Raw genomic sequence first — 26,077 nt, forward strand, 5'->3', positions numbered from 1 at the left:
ATGACCTCTACCTCAATGCACAGGGCCTGAAAGTTACATAGAATGCAGATTCTTGTTACATCGCCGATTCCGTCGCATCCCCAGAACCATGGGAACCGTGCGCGTGTTTTCAGCCTCTGCCGAACACTACAGGAGCGCGGCTACAGCATCCATTTTGTCTATGGTGGCCTTGAAGGCCTTAGTCAGGAACAAGAGCTGGCCATGCGTAATTGTTGGGAACATGTGTATATTGTTCGCCCTCAAAGAGGTGTACGTAAACAATCCAGACGTAAACATCATCTGATTGATGATTGGTATGTGCCTGAAGTAAGCGAAATAACAGCCCGCATCCTAAAGACCTGGAAAATTGATTACTGCCTGGCCAATTATGTATGGTTCAGCCGTTGGCTTGAAGATGTACCAACGGGTATCCCTAAATATCTGGATACTCACGATATGTTTGCCGATAGACATAAAAGGCTGAAAGCAGATGGTATGCAGCCCAGCTGGTACAACACTACAAAACGAGAAGAAGCCAAGGCACTGAAACGGGCTGACTGTGTGCTTGCCATACAATCTGCAGAAGCAAGCTTTTTTGAAAAACTATCGAAAACGTCGGTACGCACACTGGGCCATTATGTACCTGCAAACTATCTACCCAAACCAACAACACCAAGAAAAAAGCTGAAAGTTGGCTATCTTGCCAGCAACAACCCAATTAACCAGCATGCGCTCAGCGAACTTGTGAAAGAATTGAGCAAAGAGCCAGCACTTCACGACCGGTTCACGTTCGAACTAGCCGGCGCCATATGCAGCAGTAGCGTAGCGGAAGACATCCCCTTCACCAAACACGGCTTTGTTGAAAGTGCTGAGAGCTTTTATGCGGAAATGGATATCATACTAAACCCTAACCTGGGCGGCACAGGGCTCAAAATTAAATCAGTGGAAGCACTGGCATATGGCAAGCCTCTTCTTGCAACCCATGATGCCATGATCGGCATTCCCAGCCCTTACAATCTGCACCAACATGCTGATGTTAATGCTTTAGTGCAGTCACTTAAAGCATTGGATGGCTCGCCTGACGAAACATCGGCCTTAGCAACTGCCAGTCAGGAAGTCTTCAGCGCCTATCAAAAAGCGCAGCTTGATACACTTGATGATCTATTCCCTCAAGACAGGATATACGATGAGGCCAAACATGGCTAAGCCTCGTCTTTTTATATTTGGGGAATTGGCTCCTATCAGCACGGTGGCAGCGGGGTACACCGCTCAGACTGCGCTATTTATGAGCCAGTACGCAGATGTAACAATTGTTATTGCAGATCATGCTCCCGTGCCTCTACCGGTTCCTGCAAAAATCACAGTTAAACGACACCGGGACCTATCCCAGCTAACTAAGCCAGAACAGACGGCAGCAAGGTTGTTTATTATTGGGGATAGCGCACAAAGCCTCGATACCTTGAAATTATATGAACAATTCCCCGGCGAAATACTGGTTCCAACGAAATCGCTTTACCGACTTTTTATCTCGCATCTAAAAACGAAAACTGGGTGGCCTTTTACCTATACCAAGTGGCTTCATCAGTGTTTTGGCGATCAGGCAGAGATAATAGCCCAAGCTCTCCTGAGACAAGGAAGGGAATCATCTGCAATCGCTGATGAAGTGCCGCTTGAGCTTATATTCCCAAACATTTACCAGCATCGGTTATCACTGCCTGAGTTTGCACCTGGCTTACCCACATGCTTTTACGATTCGATTGCTGCATCAAGCATGCCATCACCAAAAGACAGGGGGGTAACCTCAGTACTTGTGATTGGCCCGAAAGAAGGCGCCGAAGCCGCAATCAAAAATCTGAATGAACTTGGTCATCATACCGAATGCCAGATTGTTCACGGTTCTGATACGAATGTATCCGAATATATATACAGTTCTGATATTGTTTTCATTTCCGAACACGATCGTGATGCACCCGCTTACCTGCCAATAGCACTTCTCAGCGGAAAACCTTTGATAACATCAGGCCAAAGATGGGCACGATATATCGCCGCACCGTCGTTCAATATGCCTCACGCATCTGCGGCGCAGCACCTTACCGCTGCACTCGGCGCTATTATAGCCAAGCCTGAAATTCACAACTGGCTTCGCGACTATAACAAACACCTTGCGAAATCTATCAAAGGTCTGAATTTCACGTCTTGTGTCAACCGAATCCTTAAACGCTCAGACATAGCTCTTGAGATAAAACCTAATCAGCAAACAGAACCAATTGCACCAATCAAAGAATCGCATTCTATCCTATCGGTCAACGAACAAGTTGCTCTGATTGGAGCCGTACCACCTAAGGCCATTTTATCGAATGCATTTCCTGAGCTAGATATCGTAAATAGCCCAAAGTTTGCCACAGAAGATCTATGTAAAACATTGCAATTATATAGTGCCTCTCCCCTGCCGATATTGCTTTCACAAATGGGGTATGAGGCGCCTATCATCTCGACCTCTTCTTCACAAAACCACCATACAGTTTCAAAGATTTTAGCCGAACTCAAACATGCTGATAAAGCAATTTCATTTGGCCCGGTGGTGCAAGATGCTGAATCCGCAAACGGACATGTGAGCCATCACCTGACTAAGGCTAGAAGCAGCATATCGGTATTATTCCCTTCTGCCATAAAAGAAGATAACGTCAGCGGATATGAACCTCTTTCCGGATTACTTTGGCAGCGGGACCCTATACGCGACGTAGTTTCGTGTGTCTTCATTTTGGGTTTGCCAGGCATCTACCAACTATCCCTCAATTCGACGGGACGCCTAACAATATCAACTTCCACTGCCACACATAGGCTCACTCAAAAAACACCCTTACGTTTAGAAACAGATTCTACCGGAGTGTTATTTTTCACGCTCTCAATAGAAAACAATGCAAAAAACCAGGAAAGCTGTAGTGAAATTTTAACTAAATCACTTGCAGACTACCCCTTGAATTTGGAATGGTTGGATCATGAATGAAAAAACCAACATAGCTGGAACAAATATTCTTTCCTTCAAATCACCCGAAGCACGTTTCCCAAAAGCTGCGGCAGATTTTGTGGACGCCCTTCTTACTGTTCAAAGAAATCGGTTTGAAAAAGAATTGGAAACGTATCACCCAGTAGCTTCAACATCATCTCTTCCTGAAAAAGCTATTGCAGCACACATTCTGGCGGAATCAGATGAATTTATAGGTTCTGGCTGGAGCAAACTGGGCAAACGCCGGGATGGCACCAGCTTCCGGTGGATGAGTAAGCTTGGTACAATCATGCTCCCAGTTGATCTCACGAAACCAAGAGACTTCACCATTAAAGGGTGCGGGTTCACCAAAAGACGTTTTCTAAAAGAAACTACTTTATGGATTGATGACAAGCCTATTGAATTTAGTTTGTCGCGTAGAGGTTTTAATCGCTGGACTTTCTCGGGTACCTTACCAGAGATGCCTGATCGGCCATTTTATATTATCCGCATGCAATCAAGTGGTATTTCTCGATTAGCCGAAGGGATTGATGCCTTCGTAAGCCTTGCTGTAAGCGAAATTAAAATTAACTGCTAGACTTAAGCTTGATAAGCTGTGCCATTCTGTCTTTCAATCCCTGCAAAGCTGCTGCAAAGGCAGGAATCTGATCAAGCCATTCATCACTTCCTACTTTTGCTTTACGCCTTACATGCTCACCTAAAAACAAAGCTATGTTTTCAACAACCATATCGTGATTCTGTTGCATATCCCAAACAGTCACAAACTTGAATTGAGGGAAAAACTCCAGATGGGTTTCAAGTTTAAATGCAGCTTCTAATATCTGATTTAGCTGGGAAAAAGCATCTTCCACATCTGGTTTAACACCAAAAACCTTAGCCCGAGCATCTTTGGGCACCTCTCCTTGTGTTCTGTATGGCGTCGTCTCAAGACATGCATTCACCACAGCTTCACGACACTTGTCTCGATTCGCGAAATATAGAACGGAGCCTTCAAGCTTTTTATATAGGTTTTTGCTGTAACGAATGCGTATTTGTCTCTGTTCCAACATGGAAAAAAGTACATCCATCCCTAAAATAGTATCAAGCCGCTGATCCGCTCTTGCCTCAACAACATTTTTCAGAAACCTTAAAAATGAAAAGTCTGCATAGGTTTTTATCCAGGCATGGACATCAGGGCTCATATGCTCCTGATAATCTGCCAAGCCTGCATCACGCAGTAGATCAGCAAAAATTTCAAAACCGCTCCCTTGTGCCACTACCATTAATCGGGGGGGACTTTCATCATCCCGCACACCAAGCCCTTTCGAACTTAGTGTAAGTCTGGGCAATACTTGATAGGTCACAGAGCTAACTTGTTTATCACCAAGTTTCCGTCTCAACTGACGAGCTAAGCCCAGCTCGCCTCGCCGGGATAAAACATAAATGCTCTGACGTTGAGAAAGCTTATTTATTTCCAATGCATCGATACTCTGGAAATCAACTTCATGCATCTGAATTTCATTCTTCAGATAATCAATAATTTCAGCATCAGCAACAAACGCAGCTTTAGCTGGTAATGTTTCCACAAAACCAACTATGCCTATCGTTTCCAATATGCTGAAATCTGACATCATGAATGGCTCACCTCAATTACCTGATCAGTGTTCATATCATCACAATTACGGCGTATCCCATCTGGTGCAGGAAATTTGCGAACACTCTGAGGGAATTCAACAGTCAGCACTGCCTCATTGCCAATATTGCTGTCATGCCATTCGTGGAAATGTTTATGGTAGTCAGCACGGTCTCCAGAGAGTTCACGAATAAAGCTTACACCATTATCTGTCTTCCAGCTAAAGCCAGAATTTTCACCTGTCGTAAGGGATCCATCCCTCAAGAGGCCTGTATAAAGAACTTGCCGCATATGATGTATTTGTTTCATGCCAAATACCTGAGTTAGTCGCGTGATAAACTCGGTATCCGCCGAAATACGTACAGAATCAAAGAACCCGGTCTTCTCAAGCACTTCTTCACGCCGGATCATAAGGCTAATAGCAGCCATGCGTTCTGAAAGGCCATCAATATTGAGCGGCTTACCTTGGCCGTCTACCCGGCGCCAACGACATGTAACTGCTGTTTTATTCCCAGACAAGATAGCCCCAAGCTGCGTTTGAAGCCGCATAGGATCGGAAAGGTCATCACTGTCATGAAAGGCAACAAACTTGCCGCGTGCATGCGACAAACACCAATTTTTTGACCAGTATGTCCCATGATTTGCGGGCGAATGGAACACACGTACGCGAGTATCTTCATCTGCAAGTTTTTTTAAAACATCAAGCGTATCGTCAGTGCTTGCATCATCAATAACCATAAGTTCAAAATTCTTATGGCTCTGCGCTAGCACTGACCGCACAGCACCTTCTACCAGATGGCTGGTATTATAGGCTGTCATAACCACAGTTATCATTATATCTGCGTGATTAGCTCCAACCGCCTCAAAACGACGGGTTTGCTCTTCAAACATACGTGCGCCTTTTTTCCTTAGGAACGCATGTTTACTGTCGATACAATAGGCAATGGGATCGCGGCGAAATTTACGCCACATTCTATAAGGTTTAAATGCCATAATCTTCTACAAACGCAATACCACACCCGCAGAAAGGGCTAACTGGTAAAAAATGTTGATCAAATCAGATGCCAGCTGGAAACTTTTGGTTTGTACTTTTGGCAATACAAAAATTTCATCACCCGGCTGAATGACCAGTGATCGTTTATTTAACTGGCTCTTCTTCAACTTTGTGAACGTTCCATCCCGGTGCAACAAAAGCACATTTGCGGCGCTACGACTTTGGGTAAACCCTCCTGCGAGATTAATATAATCCTGCACCGTGCTGTTATCACGGAACGCCATGGCATTTGGGAACAATACATCGCCATGCACCATCACTAATTTACTTACACGAGGAATACGGATGATATCACCAGGCTCCATAAGAATATCATCACGCTGCGATGAACCAGCAAGAGAGACCTGACCGTTTGGCTCAATCTTACGTGCACGTTCCACCCACTGGAGAATCATTTCAGATTCCCTTTGGCGAAGGTCAGCTTCTGCCGCAGTTTTCGAACGCGCCGTTAGAACACTGCTTTCAAGAGCCCGAAGTTGTGCCTGCAAGGTTTCTTTCTGACGTTTTTTCACACTCTCCCGCATAAGCTGGATGGCTTCTGGCTGAGCATTAGGGCCAAACCGAACACGGCCAAGAACGTCGCCCATTGTTGCACCATATGGCAACACAAGTTCCTGCGCTCCGATGTGTTCTCCTTCAATACGAACACTGATTGTGCCTTGAGTTTTATCGGACATCACCTCAAGAACATCACCACGATAAATCTCTACGCCCGCGAGTTCCTTAATAGGGAGATATTCTACTTCTGTACGCGGTTGGTTATTTCGGCTGATACGCACATGAGTTGCTTGCGGAAATGGTCGCGCGAGAGCCAAAAGATGCTCTGCGCGAGCGGATGGACCAGCAAATTCAAACAGATTGTCGTTTTGCACATCACCCGACACGCCGGCCTGCGAAAGAACTGGCGCAACAACAATTGTATCGCCATCATTTAGCTGAAAGATAGGCAGGCTTCCACTAAGGATAAAATCATACAGGTTTACGGTTTTATGTTCCTTGCCGTTACGCAGTACCTTCACGTTTAAAAAACTACCACGTGCAGGGTCAATACCACCAGCCTGATCCAGAAAAAACAAAACACTATCTGAGGCGTGTCCTGCAAATAAACCTGGCTGCCTAACAAAGCCGGTCACCAGCACCTTAACTGGTTCTGCACCACCCAAATTAGCATACACATTCACATTCTTGCGAAAAACACGTTTCACAGCCTCACTAACAACCTGATTTACATCGGCATTCCGAACACCAAGCAACTTAACGGGCCCAACCTTCGGAACAAAGATATTGCCTTGCGCATCAACAGTGAAATTGCCGCTGAATTCAAAACCGCCCCATAGCTGAAGACTAACTTTATCGCCAACAGAAATAGTATAGTCTGGGTTAAACCCTACAAAGCTTTGGTTTGCGAACTCACCAGCAAAGATAAAATTACCAAAAGCTGTTTGCTCTTCAATCGTAGCAATCTCTTCTTCGGTTACAGGCTCAACAGATTGTGCAACCTGCGCAGATACTGCAAAGGAACAGTTCACCGCTGCCAAACCAGCAACAAGCATATATTTCCAAGATTTCACATTAAACATCGCGGTGCTCCCGGATTGTAGCAATGATCATGGCACCTACGCCGTAGATCAAAGACAAAGCTACGAATAGAGTAATTACTGAATAGAGTTTTCTAGGTAATACGGCTTCATCCGGCAACCTTGGGGCCTGAACGATAACCAAGTGTTTTAGCTTGCGGTAACTTTCAATTCTCGCTTTTTCAAGACCAACAAGAGCAGCCTGATAAAGCTGAGTGGCAAATGTCAGTTCCATCTCTAGCCGTTTATATTCCGCAGCCTGATCATTGAGTGAAGTCGCATCCTGACTTGCTAACTTAGCTTTCTCGATAAGCAGTTGCTCTTCGAGCGCCGTGATTTTTGCCCGCACTGTTACCAACTCAGATGCTTCTGCGTTCATATAACTCGCCAGAACCTTTTCATCAGTTCTGTGCTGGATGAGCATATTCTCCATTTGCACGATAGCACCCTGCAGAGATTTACCCACCGCTTCAGCACTCAAAATACCATTTTCATTCTGAAACTTTAGAAAAGTATCTCGAACATCTTCCATTCGCCGCTGGGCGTTCTGGAGTTCCTTTTCAACAAAGCTAATTTCCTGAAGGGCAATACTTTGGCTCACACCATTGATGTAACGCTCTGTTTCTTCAACAATTGCTTCAACAAGCTTCAGTGAGAACTCTTTACTATACCCTTGTCCCCGAATGGTAAGAATTCCTGTCTCGCCTACAAGATCGGTACTGATAACGTCTTTATAGAATCTCAGCTTTTTCTCATCTGAAGCACTTGGCGACAAGCGAGAATAAAAATCCCACTCATCCGAAGAAAAGTGTTCAGAAAACTGAATCTTTTCCTCGAGATACTCAAGCATGTCACGGGAATTAATATAAGCATTCGCAAGAAGTGCTTCACGGGTATCGTTTCCTGCACCACCAGCCAGCGCGGCTAATTGTGGAATACTTGCTGACCCCTGATCGTTCGCTGATTTAACATAAACCCGCGCGATTGTTACATATCGGTCTGATGCTAAAAACGCATAATAAGCACTAGCGATAAGCGTTATCAAAAGCACCCAACGGTATGTGGAGAAACTGAGAGTACGGCTACGTACATCATCAATCGCGGGGCCGCCCAAGCGTGCACGATTGATCATTTTCTCCCTGAATTTACGTAACATATTATTCATGTGTCGTTACTAACCCACTGGAATCTATAAATTTCTATACCTGAAAAGCGCCCTATCCACGCTTTCGTAATATTCAGCGCCACCATAAGCCAGTAAGATTGCGGCATTACAGTGTTCTCGCACAATTTTCTCATCATGGGAAACAAGAACAATATTTGCCGTTTCCCTTTTTTCAGTTAGCGTAGCGGAGCATTTCTTTTTAAACGCCTGATCACCCACCGCCATAATCTCATCGATTAGGTATGTATCAAAATCAAACGCCATAGAAACTGCAAACCCAAACTTGGCACGCATACCTGAAGAATAACTACCAACCGGCAATTCAAAACTTCGGCCTATCTCCGAAAACTCGAGCACAAAATCTTCGTAATCGCGCGTATTTCGAATACCGTGTATCCTGCAAACGAAACGTACATTCTCTCTGCCCGACATAGAGGCCTGAAAGCCAGCGCCTAACCCTAAAGGCCAACTAATAAATCTGTCAGTCACAATACGGCCAAGACTTGGGAAATCAGTTCCTCCCAAAAGCCTTACCAAGGTAGACTTGCCAGCGCCATTAACCCCTAAAATGGCAACATCCCTGTCACTCGGGATTTCTACATTCAGATTTTTGAAAACATATTTCGGACCAAAACGAGTCGGAAAATATTTTGATACATTCTCAAACCTAATCATCGCTGGCTCATCCTCTGCCAGCTCAATCTGTAACCAGATATCGCCAGTGTCATTAACCCTAAAACCCAGGCCCCGAGATAACCCACATCTGCAACAGGGCTGGTATATTGGACAAACCAAGCCTCTCTTATAAGTTCCATTGCATGAAGGATAGGGTTCTTTGCCATAATGCTATGAAATTCCTTAGGAACAAAAGTCATTGGGAAAAAGACAGCAGACAAGAACAACAAAGGCATCGTCATCAGATTAATAAGCTTCGTAATTTCTGGTGAAAAACGTGACACCACAGACGCTAAAATGCCAAATGAAATAGCGAACAACCAAAATAAAATGCAGTATGAAAGCACCAGCAGGAAATCATTTGGCAGTACATCAAATCCCCACCACCACAACAGCCCCCCAACAACTGTCATGGAAACCAGAAACACTCCGCCTTCAACTACAGATCTAGCGAGATATACATCAAACAGCTTAACCTGCCTAAACCCCATCAAGCCGCGTACAGCCCCTGCTGCCCTGAGGTTTGAGCGCATAGTACTGTTCCAAAGAAGTCTGAAGGGAAGAAAAGCAGTGTAAACAAACACTGGTGGCTCAACAAAACCAAATTCGCCACGCCCACGCAAACCAAATAACAGCATGAACATGCCAATCATCACGAGCGGTTCAAGAATAATCCATACATTACCAAATGTATAACGGCTAAAGCGGGCATTCATTTCGCGAAGAAAAATCGCAAAAATAACGTCCCGCTGAATGGATAACGCCGTTCTGGCTTTCATGGTTGCACCACTAGATTAATCAAAAAGGTTAAGCATCTTCATGTTTATAGATGCCTGCATACCTTCCTTTTTCATCAACCACAACAAGGAACTTCACTTCATCTGAGCGCATCATGGATTCTGCTTCGTCCACAATAACGTCCTTCTGAATAGTCGAAAATTCTTTACTCATACACTGGTGTGCTGCCACTTCACGTACTCGGCGCGTTACCCGGAGAGCAACACCAAGCTGCCCCTTTGTAACAACCCCAATCGGCGCACCGGCTTTATCAAGAACAACAGCTACCCCTGCTGATCCGCCTGCCATTTCGGCAGCAAGCTCAAGAAGCACCATATCAGGTGAAACTTTAGGCACATTGTTCACCAACATGGCCTCTTCCACCTTTGTGAGCAGCCTACGTCCTAGCGAACCACCAGGATGATAGCGTGCAAAATCACGTGCATGAAAATTACGTAGCTTCATAAGTGAAACAGCAAGGGCATCACCGATAGCAGCCGTAACTATAATTGACGTGGTTGGCGCCAGATTAATCGGGCAGGCTTCTTCCGTAATTGGAATTTCAAGAACAACATCCGCTACACGGCCCATTGTGGAATTCTTTGCGCCTGTGATTGCAATAATCTTATTACCAAAGGATTTCAAAGAAGGCAGCAGTTGCGAAATTTCAGGTGTTTCGCCTGAATAACTAATAAGCAAAAGTGCATCATCAGCTGTTACCATGCCTAAATCGCCATGAGATGCCTCAGCAGGATGCAAAAAGAATGAAGGAGTTCCAGTAGAGGCTAAAGTCGCTGAAATTTTACGCGCTACATGACCGGATTTACCCATTCCAATAACAATCAAATGACCACGAGTATTCATAATGGTCATGATCGCATCACGGAATGCATCCTCATCGTAGGTCTGCGACAAACGTTCTAAAGCTTGTCCCTGCTTTAGAAAATTAGACCCAATATCCTTCAGAGTTTGTCCGATATCCGCTTTTAAACTAACCGGAAGCTCAAGAATATTTTCTTGATTAGCATCCAAATCCGCGGAACTTTTCATATATACCCCCCGATACCACACTAACTTAATAGCTAACAAAATACATAAGTGCGGCTGGTTCTAGTCGCTGTGAATAACAAATTGCAGAAGCAAATTTGACGCACGCTATCATAACACCCTAGCATTCTCAACTAATCAGTCGCTTTAACCGAAGGTTTTGATTTTCCTTATTGCGGTTAAAGCCAACTATACTAGGCGTTATATGCAACTCAGCTCACACCTTTTTCCCTAACACTTAGGCGTAATAAGTTTGTAACCTATTCCCTAATGCATCACTGTACAAAAACTCAACTATTAATTACATTTTTATACGAATTACGTTTTGTATAGCGTCATAATTCTATTCCATAATGCATCAGCATGAACTCAACATGAACAAACGTTTATGTGCATAAACCAACCAATATACCCTAGCAAACAGTTGAATGCGTTCCGTGCATTTGTTAAGACGAGCACTCGCCTTTAGGCATATTTCCAGTAACGAAAGAAACGCATGTCACAACCTGTTGGCAAATCCAACGCAGTTAAGCCAATGTCGGTCTTGTTTTTACAAGGGCTAGCATCACCTTTTTATAAGGTGCTGGCTGACAAGCTTACAGATGCGGGAGCAACCTGCCACAGAGTGAATTATTGCGGCGGTGATATTTGGTTTGGGAAATTCGGGCGACACAAAATTGAAACTACGCGTTTTCAGCAACCACATGAATATCTGCCTGTATTCTACGAAGAACTCATCAAAGAAAAACGCATCACCGATGTTATCCTTTTTGGTGATTGCCGCCCAATTCATCAACCGGTATTTCCAATCGCTGAAAAATTAAACGTTCGGGTCCATGTTTTTGAAGAAGGCTATACAAGACCCAACTATGTGACCCTTGAAACTGGCGGGACAAACGCGAACTCTCCTCTACCACACAGCAAAGAAGCCGTAGAGGCCAGAGCCAAAACCCTTAAGGAAACCGGCGCACTGGATAACCAGACCGACAGGCCAACGCTTCCAAATCCAATGGGCGCCAGGGTTAGAATGGATTTAATGTTCCATCTTTCTAATATCTTATGCTGCATGCATTTCAGGAATTACCAAACGCACCGCCCAGAAAAAGTATCGGCAGAAGCAAAGGGTTGGGTAAACCGCTTCATTCGCAAGCAAGCCTATAAAAAAGCAAATTCTCAGGCTTTGGCATATTATGCAAAGCCAACTGATCGTTATTTCATGGTACCGCTACAATTGAACAGTGATTTCCAAATCAGAAATCACAGTGATTATGAAAGCGTACCTGATTTCATTGATGAAGTAATAGCTTCCTTCGCGAAGGCTGCACCAAATGGCATGCGCCTTCTGTTCAAAAACCACCCGCTTGATAATGGTATGATTGATTACCGCAACCTGATTGAACTTGCGGCTCTCAGACACGGTGTGACGGGCCTTATTGATTACGTTGAAGGCGGCGACCTTGATAAGATTTTAAAACGTGCCGAAGGTGTTGTGCTCATTAACAGTACAGTTGGGTATGCTGCCCTCAAACAAAATGCACCGATCAAAGTTATGGGCCGCGCGATATACGATATGAAAGGGCTAACCTTTCAGGGACCACTTGATGATTTTTGGCCTAATGCCAAAGCGCCAGACACACTTTTCATCAATAATTTCCTTCGGGTTGTACGCGCTGATAGCCAGCTTTATGGTGATTTCTTCACACCAACCGGTATTGAACTAGCGGCAAGCGCTGCCGTTACACGCCTTATGAACAGGAAAAAACAATAATGCTGGGTTTAATCCTGTTTGCAGCCATCATTGTGCTGCCCTTTGGTGCTGAGGCATGCGCAAGAAAAATTCCTGACGAAGAAAATACGAGCATAAAACGTTCAACCAGCTTCTATCTGCTTACACCGCTGATGGGAGCGTTTGTATATGGCAGTTTTGCCGTGTTCGCTGCACACCCCATTTTGGCTTTAGCAGGTTCAACGCTGTTTTATGTGGGTCTTACCGCTGTATCCAACAAGAAATATGAAGTACTTGATAGCCCCTTTAACGCCCATGATTTTGATAACCTCAGGAACCTTTATATCTATCCTGAATTTTATCTATCCTATGTAGGCTGGCCTATCATTGCGCTTGTGATTGCAGCTTTTGGAGGCATCATTGGCCTAAGCCTTAATTTTGAAGATAGCTTTCCAATATATAGCTGGCTTGCCCCCTTTCCTCCCACTCTCTCCTATTTTCTCTTTATCGGGCTATGGCTTGTGTTCATTAGGGTTTTCAGAGGTATTTTCAGCCTTTCCTTCAATGAAAGAACAATGAACGAACACGGTGTTACTCTGGAACTAAAAGAAGACATCACCCGCTTTGGTCTGTTCCCAACAGTAATGCTGTACCGCATGCTTCTGAAGATGACGGTTGATAAAACCGAACTACGTACGCAGCAGATAACTGCCCAAACAGATAAGCCTCAGGATATCATCGCTATACAAGGGGAAAGCTACTTCGATCTTGAGCGTTTGTTCACCCTGTTACCTGAGGCTAAGCGCACTAGCTGGCAAACACTTCGCAACCTTGAAACCGATGGTGTAACCACTGGTACAGTCGAAGTTCCTGCATGGGGCGCCTATACCATGCAAACAGAGTTTTCCTTCCTTTCCATGATGGAAAACAACAAGCTGGGAGTGGACCGTATAAACCCCTATATGCGGTTTGCTCAAAAACCAGTAACAACAATTGCAAGTTTGCTTAAAGATGCTGGATACCGCACAATCTGCATCCACCCCGCGAAAAAAGAATTTTTCCGCCGTTCCGATGTTATGCCTAACCTGGGGTTTGAAGAATTCATCGGCATCGAAGAATTTGATGATGCATCCTACTTCGGGAAGTATATTGCTGATAGCGCACTAGGGAAGCGCATTGATGAGATTGTTGCCGAACATCACACCACAAGTGACAAGCCACTGTTCATCTTTGCAATCACCATTGAAAGCCACGGACCATGGGCTTCAGGCAGGCTTGATGAACATGTGAATGAAACATATCTTATCGCTGAAAACCCAACAAATAACAGGGAATTCACCCTCTATCAGCAGCATATGGAAAACCTGATGGGCTTGTTTCAAAACTTGAGCACAAACTCAAATAGCAAACGCCCACGTACTGTTGCTCTATACGGCGATCATATGCCCGCACTCGGCCCGCTTTTTAAAGAACATGGCTTCACGGATATTCCTACTGATTATCTAATCTGGAACAGTGAAAAGCAGGTAACAGCACCAAACACAATGGCAATCAATGATTTTGCAGCTTTCGTGATGAAGGAAAGTGGTGTTTCACTAAAACGCTAGTCTTCAGCGCTATCTTCCTTAAGCGGATCTTCCCCAAACTCATTATCGCCAGACACGCCTTTAAGCCACAGACATATGCCCATAAAGGCCCCAACAAGGGCGGTATACATAAACTGTAAGCTGAGGAAATCACCTGCAACCGGCAGAAGCCATACGGTGACAGGGATAAGATAAAGCCCTAACCAATAAGACGGGTACCCCAGATCATGAAGCCTGCGAGACTGAAGCGACAGAAAACCAAGTCCAATAATAATCTGGTATGCAAGGATAATCCACGGCCCAGCAGCTTCGCCTGCAATTGCTGCCACAATCCACACAGGGATATGGAAAACAAAACTGGCAATCAGGAAATACCAATATTCCTCACGGCAAGAACGTCCGCCATATTCAAACATACGTTTGAGCGTAAAACTAAAAGTGCGAAACAAAGCCTTAAACATGCCGGACCCCAGATATATTGATCCCGCTTTATAACCAGCAGCGCTTTAAGAATCCAGCACCTAGGCTGTTAGCACATCTGCAAGCTGCTCTCTAAGCTTCCTACCTTCAGGGGATTTCACCACCGGCCAGCAGTGGAACATGCCTTTATATTCCGTGAGATACACTTCCCCGCCTTCGGCTTTCATTTTTTCTTCAAACCTGCGGCAATCAGCCAGCATAATATCCCGTGTACCAATAAAAATATGGCATGGCGGCAAATTATTAAGCGGCCCTTCAATAGGGCTTACGCGTGGGTCATGGAATTGAAGATCACCGGCATAAAGCTTTCCTGCTTCCACAAGGCCCGGTTTTGATATCCATGGGTCAACCCTATCCACCTCAAGCACACCATCTGTTTCAAGGGTGATATCAAACCAGGGGGAAAGAAGCGCCAAGCTTTTCGCCTTTGGCGTAATGCCTTTGGCCTGCAGTACCTGCATAATGGCCACTGCCATACCAGCTCCCGCACTATCACCGAACACATCCAGCCTGCGGTACCCCACCTTTTCTTCTGCCCAAAGATACGCCTTTTCAGCAAAAGCCAATGTATCTGCTGCCGTTGAAGTGGGTGCTAGCGGGTAAATTGGCACGTAAACTGTACGCCCCAGCCTGCACGCCATATCGGCTGCGAACATCCACTGGCGTTCAATAATCTCGAAAACATACGCACCGCCGTGAAGATACATAAACGCATCACCGCTTGTACCCGTTTTTGGTGTGAGTGTAATAACCGGATAACCGCCCACAAGGGCTTCATCCACATGGCACCTTTTCTCCACATACTCAGGTGGATCATAGGTGATGCTGTTGGCGCGCTGCGCCATCATCCCATGTAGAGCTTCTGCGGATAAGAAGGTTTTCTTTCTGCCTGTAACCTTCAACACCGCGATCCAGAATTGTGCCGCTAAACTCGGCATGCCAAACTCCCCCGCTTAACATCATTTGCCTGAATGACGGGGCGCATAAAGCACTTTTTGATAGTAAATCTCAAGTAAAAAATACAACTGCCTAACTATTAGTGTACATTTTTACCTAAAATTTTACCTAAATCTCGGTTTTCAGGGCTGTCCAATACTCTTTCAAACCGTATGCTTCTGTGTGAACTTCATCGATATAATCTTCCAGATGATCGATCATATTATGCTGTTCTTCCTCTTCGAGCATTTCGAATCTGTCTTGCAGGTTCGCGAGTGTAACTTCCACCTGCGTAATTTTTTCTCGCAACAGTTCTTTTTGAAGAGCCATATCCGTCACAGTCTAAATTCCCATTGTTTCACTGAGCGCAATCAGCGCAGAAGGTACAAGGAAGAAAACAGTGCCAATATAAGCAGCAACATATATCTTTTTCTTTACAGCAAGACCGGAAAGCCATTCAGCGAGCTGCGGCGGAATATTCCTGAGAAACGGGATACCGTAAACAACAAGCACACCAAGGCTGTTATAAACCAGATGCACAAGCGCCACCTGAAGCGCGAAATAAGCGTTACCGCCCACAACTGCGGTTGCTGCAAGAAGCGCAGTGATACAGGTGCCAATATTCGCCCCCAGTGTGAACGGATATATCTGCCTTAGGGAAAACACCCCACTACCCGCAAGCGGTACAATAAGACTGGTGGTCGTGGAAGATGACTGCACAAGAACCGTAATAAGCGTACCGGATGCAAGGCCTGATACAGGCCCGCGCCCCACCGCATAATGCATAATATCCTTCGCGCGCCCGGTCATCAGTTCTTTAAGCAGGCGACCAATGAAGGAGATGGACAGGAAAATCATCCCGATCCCGATAAAGATCATCAAAATACCAGCCACCACATCAGATGCGCCAAAGCGTTCGAGCGTTCCCTCCGCCAAATTAATCGGCGGGGAAACCAGCGGTTTAATAAAGTTAAACCCACCCATGGAAACATTCTCACCGCCCACCAGAAAGCTCGCAAGATAAGCACCAACCTTTTGCAGAAAACCAAACATAATCTCGAGCGGCAGGAAGATAATCACACAGATCACATTGAAGAAATCATGGATGGTGGCCGCAGCAAACGCGCGCTTAAATTCTTCCCCTTGCCTTACATGGCCAAGGCTTACAATCGTGTTGGTAATTGTGGTGCCAATATTGCTGCCCATCACCATGGGAATGGCAATTTCAACAGGCAAGCCGCCCGCAACTAAGCCAACAATAATAGATGTAACCGTGCTGGATGATTGAATAAGCGCCGTGGCGATCGTGCCAATCACAAGTGCAGTGATGGGATTGCTGGCAAAAGCAAACAACTCCCGCGCTTGATCTCCTGTTGCCAGTTTAAAGCCGCCTCCAATCGTAGCCACCGCAACCAGCAGCACATAAACAAGGCCTGCAATAGCGAACCATTGCCCCCAACTGCCCGATGAAGTTTGGCCGTGCCGACCCGGCAATACATCAGTCATCGTATTTGTCCCACATATACTCGCAACCCTATACTCCGCGAGGTATAGAGCCACTCCCCTATGATGAATTTAATACATTTTCATTACAGTTCCGGGACTCTTTGGGAATTGACTTTCATCACATAAAACGTACAGAGAGAAAGCGAGTGGTGCCTCACTTTCTCTCTGATACAAACTTTAGAAATCTATCGTGTTTTAAACACTTTTTTTCTGTCTCGCTTACGAGAGCGGTTGGCGTGTTCCATGGCCTTGAAACCAATGTTTGGGCAGAAAGTATAGATATTATCAGAATTTCTTTTCGAACCATCACCGATGGTCCAGCGGAATTTAAGGCAGTGATCAGGCCCATCCAGTTCCAGAATTTCCAGCCTTATTGGCCTTGGTGAAAGATAGGTGCGTACTTCGCCCTGCTTCCAGTTACCGAGCGGGAATTTAATCCCAAGGCCAGTATATATTCTCTCGCCCCACTTTTTGCGCTTATCATAAAGGCGAACCAGGCCATCCCGTGATGCATTGATGGTGAAATGGGATATCACCTTGCCCGTATAAGGATTATCGAACGTACGGATATAATAGGGGATCTGTTCGCCAGCCCATTTGATTTCCGTATCGTTCGTTTCAGTTTTAAAGGGGCCTTCAATGTAAAAATCATTACACCGCCTGCCGTTCACTGAAACACAGGTGGTGGTAATGGCTTCCTTCAACACCAGCTCGTGCTTACCGTCCCACTTGATGCCGGTGAACAGTTCAACAGGAATGAAACGCTCTTTGGTTTCACTATTGTAGGCATTATCCCAAGGGTTCGTCTCTTCAGCTGCCATAGCTGCATGCCCCAGCAGGGCCGCGCACAAAAGTGTGGCGGAACAATATTTTAGATATTTTTTCATTTTTTAACTTTCGCTATCGTCGTGTAGGCGAAACATAGCGCGGGTAGCATATAAAACAACAAAACCTTAGTTGTAAGGAATGTTTCATTAGTTGGTTTATACGGCCCTCTACGGGCACGACTATAGGGATGGCAGCGTGTCAAAACCTGTCAGGAATTAATCTCGCAATTCAATGGCATCATAGAAAGATTGAATTTCCAGAATTTTGCCGTCTTTGCACACAAGCCAATCAACAGCAGGCCGTGGGCCTTTGGGTGTTTCGTGGATAAAGTGAATAGCCGCTTCATTCCCCTCGCCCATAATCCGCACGATCTTCAGCGAGACAACATTTTCCGCCGCCATCGGCTTCACCCACGCGAGATATTTCTCCCGTCCTTCCATACGACCAAACGGGCTGGTGTGGGTAAACTCATCCGCCAGTGGAATATCATCTGGCTTACCTGCGATCCAGCCTTCAATCCAAAGCCGAGCAAGTGTTTTAGCATCCGGGTGATTGGTCATGGTTAAAGTTCCTTATTAAAACTTCAAATCAGCTTGACAGGCTATCCTACCTTAATAGCGATAATATCCCACTTGGAAACGCCCCATACCTCTTTAAAATCAAACTCAGTAATAGCCATAAACTCTAACACATCCTCAAGAGGTTCATCGTCATGCCAAGTGGTCATGACATCAGGAAACCTAATATAATCGTTATCGACTACCGTTTGTCGGTTAACACAAACCATGTCCACATCGTCATCAAGCAGACTAGATTGATTTCCTACACCCGCAACCCACATCACATCTGTTTTCACAAGCAGCTCAGCAAGCGCCCACCTTGCTTCATTTCCGCACATTTCGAAATCTGCCTCAATTGCTATACAATAAGGTGATGAAGGCAGCATATCAGCTGTAATACTTTCAACTTCTACCACTGAAATTCGCTGAACCATGTTATCCATCAAATGCATTTTCAATTTGATTAGCTCTGTCAGCAATATATGACAACAAAGCACTTATATCCTGTCTATACTGAAAACTCTTAAAGCGTAATTTGCTCTTTCCGAAATAATGGAGCAATACCATCCAATTTTTCCGGCACTATCCGGCTTAGCACAGCCTTCGCTCCCGCCGCATCTTCAAGTACTGAAAAAGACACAAGCCCGCCATTCCCGAAGAAGCGGTATCCTTTATAGCCGAGCACCGCTTGTGTTTGTTTTGGTTCAAAAATAATGGCTTCTGCACCGTTCCTGTGCCTCTTCAAGTGAATAGTTTTCAGCTCATTATAGTTATAGCAAAGCACACCCTTATGCATGCACCAGATGGCCCCTTTATTAGTAAGCACATATAGGGATGCTTTCCTCTCGTTCGTTGCACTTTCGGCCGCACCATATCCTATAGTAAATAGTGCTATAGCCTGCCCGAGAAGTACGAGCTTAGTGGTGTCAGTCGCATACTCAAGTGCAGTATCTAAATCAGAACCACCTAACTGAACCAATCCGCCAACCAAAACCCACATCACCAAAAACACAGCAAATGCAAATAGTGTGATTTGTAGCCCGGTAAAATGTATTTTCGAACTGCCCTGCCCGTGCCAAAGGATTTCTTCACCTTCAACAAGTTCATCTTTGGCTTTAGCTAACAAATCCAGCATCTATTTCCTTTGTTCATCACAACATATTTCACACTGAAATCACCAGGCTATGCAGCTTCACCAACGAGTTCATTATCCAGCTTACCCGGCGCAATCTGGCTTAACACTGCCTTTGCTTCTGCGGCATCTTCGAGCATTGGAAAATGTACTATCTGGCCACTACCACCCATATAACGATATGTCGTCAACAGCATTCCATAGCTGACCGGAATATTGCTTTGCAAGGGTTCAAAAATTATAGATTCCCGGCCACCCCAATGACGCACTAAATGTACCGCTTTCAATCCTTTATAGGAAACCGTCTCTGTGCCTTTCCCGTGAAGCAGCAGAACACGCTCATTGGTGAGGACATACAGAGAATTCTTTCGCCAATTCATCCTAATGCGAGGAACACCTAAGCCAAAAAACAACAGGATTGGTACAAGGGCATAAGCTAACCAGTTAAGAAGATAGAATACTTTATCCGGCATTTCTTTCAGATCAGCATATTCCACATTCCCTGTCAGGAAGAAAAAGCTCCAAACCTGATACAACACCACGCCTAAGCACAACCATTCATTGCCTGATAGTAAAAACCGCGAAGTTCCTTGCCCGTGCCAGAGAATTTCTTCGCCCTCTGCCAATTCCTTCTTCGCATCATCCAGTAGTGTTTGCATACATCCTCCCAACCAATGAGGGAACTATACACACCAGAATAAAAAAGGCTACCGCCCATGGCAGCCTTTCTTAAGTCTTTCAACACAATGTGATTTTTACCTTAACGGCAACCTTTACATTTAAATTGTATCACGCAGATAAACGGGATAATCAGTGGCATCTGGTGTTACACCAGCCTGATTGAGCATCGCGCCCACAAACCCCCGGTGATAATTGCCGTGGTTTACAATATGCATGAAAATATCGCCGCGGGTCATCGCGCCTTCACCGCCATCCACGAAGGTAAAATTGATAACCTCTGAAAGCAATTCTTCGGTCATGCTTTCTGCATAGGTACACCACCAATCATCCATCGCCTGCTGTGCTTCAAACACTCTTGCAAGAGGTGGGGATGTATCTGTATTTCTGCCCGTATAGCCATGCGCACGCCCTTCAAGGTGGGCCCTGAAAATATCGTCCACCACATACACATGGTTAAGTGTGTGAACGATGTTACCAAAATGGGTGCTCCGATGCTTAAGCAACTCTTCTTCCGTTAAAGACATAGCAAACCCGAATGTGCGCTTATTGGCCCAGCGCTTGAAATCCATAAGTTTAACAACTGTCTCTTTGAGCATAATACACTCTCCCTTATCTGGCATTCAGTTACAAAAAAGGCCGGGAGAAATCCCAGCCTTTCAATATTTTATAAATCGCTTTTCATCTGGCTTATCGCTGCCCGTTTCCGTTCGCGTTCAGATAACCATTTTCTTCCAGATATTCGATAATCTGGTCTGCGCATTTTTCTGCGGCGAACTCGGCAGTTTTTACGTGGATATCAGCGCGTTCCGGTTCTTCATACGGGCTATCAAAGCCTGTGAAGTTTTTAATTTCACCCGCTTTTGCTTTCTTATAAAGGCCTTTCGGATCACGCTCGGCACACACCTCAATTGGTGTATCCACAAACACTTCAATGAACTCACCTTCGCCCATCATCTCGCGCACCATGCGGCGCTCGGTTTTGAAGGGTGAGATGAAGCTGGTCATCACCATAAGGCCTGCATCTACCATCAGTTTGGATACTTCACCCACACGGCGGATGTTTTCCACACGGTCAGCATCCGTGAAGCCAAGATCTTTATTGAGGCCGTGGCGTACATTATCACCATCCAGCACATAAGTGTGGCGGCCGCGCGCAAACAGGCGCTTTTCAACAATGTTGGCAACCGTTGATTTACCGGAACCTGAAAGCCCCGTGAACCAAAGAACTGCTGGTTTCTGGTGCTTCTGCTCAGCACGTGCTTCTTTATCCACATCCATAGCTTGCCAGTGAATGTTGGAGGCACGGCGAAGGGCAAAATCAATCATGCCCACACCAACTGTGTTGTTGGTCATGCGGTCAATGATGATGAAGCTGCCCATTTCGCGGTTTGTATCGTATGGATCAAACGCGATCTGGCTATCCAGATTAATGTTACAGCGGCCAATTTCATTCAGCTCAAGCTTTTTGGCAGCTGTTTCTTCAAGCGTGTTTACATTCACCTTGTTCTTCAGGTCCGTTACCACACCTGGCATCATCTTATTTGATGTTTTGAAAAGATATGGTCGGCCCGGCAGCATCGCCTCATCTGACATCCAGATGATTTTTGCTTCGAACTGGTCTGCCACCTCTGGCGGGTTATCCTTACCTGCGATCACATCACCGCGGGAGATATCAATCTCATCCTCAAGGGTAAGCGTTACCGCTTCACCTGCCACCGCGTAATCAAGTTCACCATCATAGGTAACGATGGATTTAATCTTGCTTTCTTTCGCGCTTGGCAGAGCTTTTACGCTATCACCAACACGCACAGTACCCGATGCGATGGAACCAGAGAAGCCACGGAAATCAAGGTTCGGGCGGTTCACCCACTGCACCGGCATACGGAAATCAGCCGTCTGGCGGTCATCATCCACTTCAACAGTTTCCAGATACTCAAGAAGGCACGGGCCGTTATACCACGGTGTGTTCTCACTGTGGTTCAGGATATTATCGCCTTTGAGCGCGGAAACCGGAATGGATACAATCTGCTTGAAGCCGAAGTTTTTCGCAAATTCTCGGTATTCCAGCTCGATATCTGTCAGTACCTTCTGGTCATAATCCACAAGGTCCATCTTGTTCACCGCAAGCACTACATGCTTGATACCAAGCAGGCTGGCGATAAAGCTGTGACGGCGGGTTTGTGTAAGCACACCTTTGCGTGCATCAATCAGCAGAATGGCTACATCCGCCGTGGAAGCACCTGTTGCCATATTGCGCGTATACTGTTCGTGGCCTGGGGTATCTGCCACAATAAATTTGCGCTTATCTGTTGAGAAGAAACGGTAGGCCACATCAATGGTGATGCCCTGCTCACGCTCGGCAGCGAGGCCATCAACAAGCAGTGCGAAATCAATTTCCTCGCCCTGCGTGCCCATTTTCTTACTATCAGATTCAAGCGCATTCAGCTGATCTTCAAAGATCATCTTGCTATCATAAAGCAGGCGACCAATCAGCGTTGATTTACCATCATCCACACTACCGCAGGTGATGAAACGCAGCATGGATTTCTCTTCCTGCGCTTTCAGGTATGCATCAATATCTGTTGCAATGAGGTCATCTTGATGAGCCATTAGAAATACCCCTCTTGCTTTTTCTTTTCCATCGAGGCAGCGCTATCATGATCAATCACCCGGCCCTGGCGTTCAGATGTGGTGGTCAGGAGCATTTCCTGAATAACATCTGTAAGCGTGCTGGCTTCAGATTCCACAGCACCCGTTAGCGGATAACAGCCAAGCGTGCGGAAGCGCACCATCTTCATCTCTGGTGTTTCACCATCACGGAGAGGCATGCGGTCATCATCCACCATAAAGAGCTGGCCATCACGCTCAACAACCGGGCGTTTTTCAGAAAGGTAAAGGCTTGGGATTTCGATATTTTCCAAGTGGATATATTGCCAGATATCAAGCTCGGTCCAGTTGGAAAGTGGGAACACACGGATGCTTTCGCCTTGCGCTTTGCGGGTGTTATACACACTCCACAGCTCAGGACGCTGGTTCTTTGGGTCCCAACGGTGCTGGGCAGAGCGGAAAGAAAACACACGTTCTTTCGCACGGGATTTCTCTTCATCCCGGCGTGCGCCACCAAAGGCCGCATCAAACTTGTATTTATCAATCGCCTGCTTAAGCGCCTGTGTTTTCATCACATCCGTGTGGGTTGCGGAACCATGGGTGAACGGGCCAACGCCTTCTTTCACACCTTCTTCATTAATGTGCACAATCAGATCAAGGCCGTTTTCTTTACAGATACGGTCACGGAATTCGATCATTTCACGGAATTTCCATGTAGTATCTACATGCATTACCGGGAAAGGCGGTTTGGAAGGGTAGAATGCCTTCATGGCAAGATGCAGCATTACACTGCTGTCCTTACCTATAGAATAAAGCATTACAGGGTTTTCAGCTTCCGCTGCAACTTCCCGCATAATCTGGATGCTTTCCGCTTCCAGTCGCTTCAAATGAGTAAGCGTTTTTGTCATTAAAATCCGTCCAAACTTAATACGTGCGGTTTAACATCATTCCACACGGCAACTATCCCATGCAAAAAACCTTCGCATAACGTGGTTAGCATCTAACCTATGTGCAAGCACGAAGAAAAATTATTTTTTCTTTTCACGGCGAATACTGGAAGTTATTTACAATAAATAACCAAAAACATCGTCAAAAAGGAAATATATTCCAAAAAATATCGAATTTTAGATGAAACGCCCTGAACAAACCACATTCAATAGAGCTGATTTACCCGGTCCACTCAAAAGCAGCATTTGGAATCCGCCAATCAGCGCCATATCTAGCTTCGCTTACGGCTTCGGGATCCCTCGGGGCATCAAATATCTCACCTTTAAATTCAATGGTACTTGCCGGCAGGAATATATCTGCCCGTTCTTCCACTACCGCTAAGCGGGTGTGCGGCCAATAAACCTTACCCTCATAAGAGGACAGCACGAAGATGTCGATCGTAAGTGGAGGGCGCTGACAGTGCAGTAACGGCGAATGCTTTGGCCCGCGGCTGGTTTTAATGCCAGCCTCATTCAAAACATCCAAAAGCTTATCTGTCTCTTCAATCAAACGATCAGGATGAACATCTTCCAGAATAACCGCCAAATCCAGATCATCGTCATGTGGGATGAAATCTTTCTCCCTGATCGCACCAAGAAGCGTACCGTACATGAACATTGGTGTATATCCCAGTGCCCGCACTTCATCACGTACCTTACAAAGATGCATCATGGTTTTCTCTTCATCGCGGAAAGCCAGTGGCACCCTTAACCCGTGCTTCCCTAGCCGAAGCGGTGCCGCATAACGATTAGGCGCAAATACAGAATTCGCCCCACTGAAAACCTCTGCCTCCACCTCTGGCCATTTCTTAGTGAGATTTGAAAGTGGCTTAATCAGGTTTCGGCGGCGATACATAGTGGCCAGTTTCGCATAGATATGTGCATATTCAGGCAACATCTTTGATGAACCCAGCGCACCCACAAAAGCAAGTACATCCTGTATGAGTTTATATTCAAAGCCTTTGCGGTGAACCTTTGTCCAGGTCTTACGGTCTTCACTCACATCAAAATCAAGGAATAAAGTATTTGCCGCATCCATAACAGACTTATTCCAAATACGAATGCCGTCGAACTCAACAGGATTATCGTTCTCGTCTGAAACAAACATAATTCTGGATGGTGTCGTAGAACGGAAACCCAGCGCAAAATAATCCGGCTCTATAGAAGGGTGAACTTTATATGCAAATTTAGTCGCTTTACCAGTTAAGGAAGGCAAATCTGCTTCCAGTTTTTCACTGTCCTTCAATTCAAAGCCGCCCAAAGCAACCGGCGTTGCGCCATAAGCTCTCACTCTCACATAGCGCGCTTTTACCTTGGGGAATTTGATATCATATCCATCTTCCGGCGATAGCCCGAAATCCCTCGGCGAGTGAAGCACAAGGTCCACCAACTTGATCAATTTCCGAGCCAGAGCCTGATGCCAAAGCGCATCTGAAGAAAGATTGCCTTCCTCCATTTTCACAAGGGCGCTTTCTATATCGGCAGCTATCAACCCAGCTAGCGCATCAAATACTTCTTCCTGCTCCGATTTGATATAGGCACGCAATTTCTCAATCGCTGAGGATGTGTTCGTGATCAAATCTTCCAGTTGGGGGGCAAAAAACTCGTTCTGGAAATTACGGAAAATAACTTCTTCCCGACCTTTTTCATCCAGGCCAACAACCCTGATCTTGCTGTTATTCACACCTTGCAGATCAGCACGCATCCACAGATAAATATTTTGCAGTAACACATCATCACTGAAATCAGCACGCCACCAAGCACGTTCTTCTTTTCGAGTATGCATATTGTTGTAGAAAACAGGGCCTGTCAGCGCTTTATGACTGTCATCACCATCACGGAAATAGCTGCTTTGGCTTGTGATGGTATGTTCCGCCAAATCTGCGGGCATATTATCATCACCTATCAATCCAGAAAAGGTGATATGGGAAAAGCATAGTGATGCTGCAGTCTCTGCATCCACTTCCAAACGAACTGTTTTATAACGTTTCGTAGCGGGAATACGAACAGCGCGCATGGCCACAGCAGCAGACCAGGCGAGTGATGGCAAAAATGTTCTTACCTGCGTTTCATCTTGTTGTTCAAGCAGCCTTTTAAAACTGGATTTTAACTTCTCTATTTCTTTTTGTTGAGCTGCTGACATTACCGCAAAAACT

General features: G+C 45.6%; 25 protein-coding genes. 5 read left to right on the forward strand and 20 right to left on the reverse strand.

All coding sequences use genetic code 11. From position 1 onward, the window contains the following. Positions 1–42: 42 nt before the first annotated feature. Genes MF542_RS00870 through MF542_RS00880 form a run of 3 tightly spaced genes read left to right on the forward strand, consistent with a single transcriptional unit; the run spans position 43 to position 3,563 of the window. Entirely contained in the window at positions 43–1,185 is a 1,143-nt protein-coding gene (locus tag MF542_RS00870; protein ID WP_247014964.1) for a glycosyltransferase, read from the forward strand. After that, positions 1,178–2,986, forward strand: a complete 1,809-nt coding sequence (locus tag MF542_RS00875) for a hypothetical protein (RefSeq protein WP_247014966.1) — start codon at positions 1,178–1,180, stop codon at positions 2,984–2,986. The genes MF542_RS00870 and MF542_RS00875 overlap by 8 nt, the downstream gene beginning before the upstream one ends. After that, positions 2,979–3,563 (forward strand): hypothetical protein, encoded by a 585-nt coding sequence (locus MF542_RS00880; protein WP_247014968.1) that lies wholly within the window; start codon positions 2,979–2,981, stop codon positions 3,561–3,563. The genes MF542_RS00875 and MF542_RS00880 overlap by 8 nt, the downstream gene beginning before the upstream one ends. On the opposite strand, the gene MF542_RS00885 is transcribed toward MF542_RS00880, so the two are convergent. From MF542_RS00885 to MF542_RS00915, 7 genes are read right to left on the reverse strand one after another with little or no spacing between them, the layout of a single operon-like run. Beyond that, the gene (locus tag MF542_RS00885; RefSeq protein WP_247014970.1) at positions 3,553–4,599 is read right to left on the reverse strand and encodes a hypothetical protein; all 1,047 of its coding nucleotides are present in this window, start codon (positions 4,597–4,599) and stop codon (positions 3,553–3,555) included. The genes MF542_RS00880 and MF542_RS00885 overlap by 11 nt on opposite strands. Further along, entirely contained in the window at positions 4,596–5,591 is a 996-nt protein-coding gene (locus MF542_RS00890) for a glycosyltransferase family 2 protein (protein ID WP_247014972.1), read from the reverse strand. Before MF542_RS00890 ends, MF542_RS00885 begins: the two co-directional genes overlap by 4 nt. Positions 5,592–5,597: 6 nt before the next feature. Beyond that, positions 5,598–7,232 carry a polysaccharide biosynthesis/export family protein gene (locus MF542_RS00895; protein ID WP_247014974.1) on the reverse strand — a complete coding sequence of 545 codons (1,635 nt, stop codon included), beginning with the start codon at positions 7,230–7,232 and terminating at the stop codon, positions 5,598–5,600. Then, positions 7,225–8,394, reverse strand: coding sequence for a KpsE/RkpR family capsule polysaccharide export protein (locus MF542_RS00900; RefSeq protein WP_247014976.1), 1,170 nt, complete (start codon positions 8,392–8,394; stop codon positions 7,225–7,227). Before MF542_RS00900 ends, MF542_RS00895 begins: the two co-directional genes overlap by 8 nt. Positions 8,395–8,418: 24 nt before the next feature. Beyond that, positions 8,419–9,069: an ABC transporter ATP-binding protein gene (locus tag MF542_RS00905; protein WP_247014978.1), complete on the reverse strand. Its 651-nt coding sequence runs from the start codon at positions 9,067–9,069 to the stop codon at positions 8,419–8,421. Continuing rightward, positions 9,066–9,848 carry an ABC transporter permease gene (locus tag MF542_RS00910; RefSeq protein WP_247014980.1) on the reverse strand — a complete coding sequence of 261 codons (783 nt, stop codon included), beginning with the start codon at positions 9,846–9,848 and terminating at the stop codon, positions 9,066–9,068. Before MF542_RS00910 ends, MF542_RS00905 begins: the two co-directional genes overlap by 4 nt. A 28-nt stretch (positions 9,849–9,876) precedes the next feature. Further along, the gene (locus tag MF542_RS00915) at positions 9,877–10,896 is read right to left on the reverse strand and encodes a KpsF/GutQ family sugar-phosphate isomerase (RefSeq protein ID WP_247014982.1); all 1,020 of its coding nucleotides are present in this window, start codon (positions 10,894–10,896) and stop codon (positions 9,877–9,879) included. Between the two features lie 493 nt (positions 10,897–11,389). Here MF542_RS00915 and MF542_RS00920 point away from each other — a divergent pair, with 493 nt between their 5' ends. Then, entirely contained in the window at positions 11,390–12,661 is a 1,272-nt protein-coding gene (locus MF542_RS00920) for a capsule biosynthesis protein (RefSeq protein WP_247014984.1), read from the forward strand. Then, entirely contained in the window at positions 12,661–14,226 is a 1,566-nt protein-coding gene (locus tag MF542_RS00925) for an LTA synthase family protein (RefSeq protein WP_247014986.1), read from the forward strand. The genes MF542_RS00920 and MF542_RS00925 overlap by 1 nt, the downstream gene beginning before the upstream one ends. On the opposite strand, the gene MF542_RS00930 is transcribed toward MF542_RS00925, so the two are convergent. The 13 genes from MF542_RS00930 to MF542_RS00990 form a co-directional block, all read right to left on the reverse strand. Beyond that, complete coding sequence (locus tag MF542_RS00930) at positions 14,223–14,666, reverse strand: DUF805 domain-containing protein (RefSeq protein WP_247014988.1); 444 nt, start codon at positions 14,664–14,666, stop codon at positions 14,223–14,225. The two genes, MF542_RS00925 and MF542_RS00930, sit on opposite strands and share 4 nt — an antisense overlap. A gap of 60 nt (positions 14,667–14,726) precedes the next feature. Next, positions 14,727–15,623, reverse strand: a complete 897-nt coding sequence (locus MF542_RS00935) for an alpha/beta hydrolase fold domain-containing protein (protein WP_247014990.1) — start codon at positions 15,621–15,623, stop codon at positions 14,727–14,729. Positions 15,624–15,750: 127 nt separating this feature from the next. Continuing rightward, on the reverse strand, positions 15,751–15,960 hold the full coding sequence (locus MF542_RS00940; protein ID WP_247014992.1) for a hypothetical protein: 210 nt from the start codon (positions 15,958–15,960) through the stop codon (positions 15,751–15,753). A gap of 3 nt (positions 15,961–15,963) precedes the next feature. Continuing rightward, a complete protein-coding gene (locus MF542_RS00945) occupies positions 15,964–17,127 on the reverse strand; it encodes a Na/Pi symporter (RefSeq protein ID WP_247014994.1) in 1,164 nt (387 codons plus the stop codon). Positions 17,128–17,312: 185 nt separating this feature from the next. Beyond that, entirely contained in the window at positions 17,313–17,948 is a 636-nt protein-coding gene (locus tag MF542_RS00950; RefSeq protein WP_247014996.1) for a hypothetical protein, read from the reverse strand. 222 nt (positions 17,949–18,170) lie between these two features. Further along, positions 18,171–18,515 (reverse strand): nuclear transport factor 2 family protein, encoded by a 345-nt coding sequence (locus MF542_RS00955; RefSeq protein ID WP_247014998.1) that lies wholly within the window; start codon positions 18,513–18,515, stop codon positions 18,171–18,173. Positions 18,516–18,556: 41 nt separating this feature from the next. Continuing rightward, entirely contained in the window at positions 18,557–18,958 is a 402-nt protein-coding gene (locus MF542_RS00960; protein ID WP_247015000.1) for a DUF7684 family protein, read from the reverse strand. An 80-nt stretch (positions 18,959–19,038) separates the two neighbouring features. Continuing rightward, positions 19,039–19,650: a hypothetical protein gene (locus MF542_RS00965; protein ID WP_247015002.1), complete on the reverse strand. Its 612-nt coding sequence runs from the start codon at positions 19,648–19,650 to the stop codon at positions 19,039–19,041. A 47-nt stretch (positions 19,651–19,697) separates the two neighbouring features. Further along, positions 19,698–20,306, reverse strand: coding sequence for a hypothetical protein (locus tag MF542_RS00970; protein ID WP_247015005.1), 609 nt, complete (start codon positions 20,304–20,306; stop codon positions 19,698–19,700). A gap of 120 nt (positions 20,307–20,426) precedes the next feature. Then, positions 20,427–20,924, reverse strand: coding sequence for a DinB family protein (locus MF542_RS00975; protein ID WP_247015007.1), 498 nt, complete (start codon positions 20,922–20,924; stop codon positions 20,427–20,429). Between the two features lie 91 nt (positions 20,925–21,015). Then, positions 21,016–22,938: a sulfate adenylyltransferase subunit CysN gene (gene cysN, locus MF542_RS00980; RefSeq protein ID WP_247015009.1), complete on the reverse strand. Its 1,923-nt coding sequence runs from the start codon at positions 22,936–22,938 to the stop codon at positions 21,016–21,018. Next, positions 22,938–23,843, reverse strand: a complete 906-nt coding sequence (cysD, locus tag MF542_RS00985; protein ID WP_247015011.1) for a sulfate adenylyltransferase subunit CysD — start codon at positions 23,841–23,843, stop codon at positions 22,938–22,940. Before cysD ends, cysN begins: the two co-directional genes overlap by 1 nt. Before the next feature lie 259 nt (positions 23,844–24,102). After that, positions 24,103–26,064: a LicD family protein gene (locus MF542_RS00990; protein WP_247015013.1), complete on the reverse strand. Its 1,962-nt coding sequence runs from the start codon at positions 26,062–26,064 to the stop codon at positions 24,103–24,105. Positions 26,065–26,077 lie beyond the last annotated feature (13 nt).

Source organism: Kordiimonas laminariae, from assembly GCF_023008165.1.
GTDB lineage: Bacteria > Pseudomonadota > Alphaproteobacteria > Sphingomonadales > Kordiimonadaceae > Kordiimonas > Kordiimonas laminariae.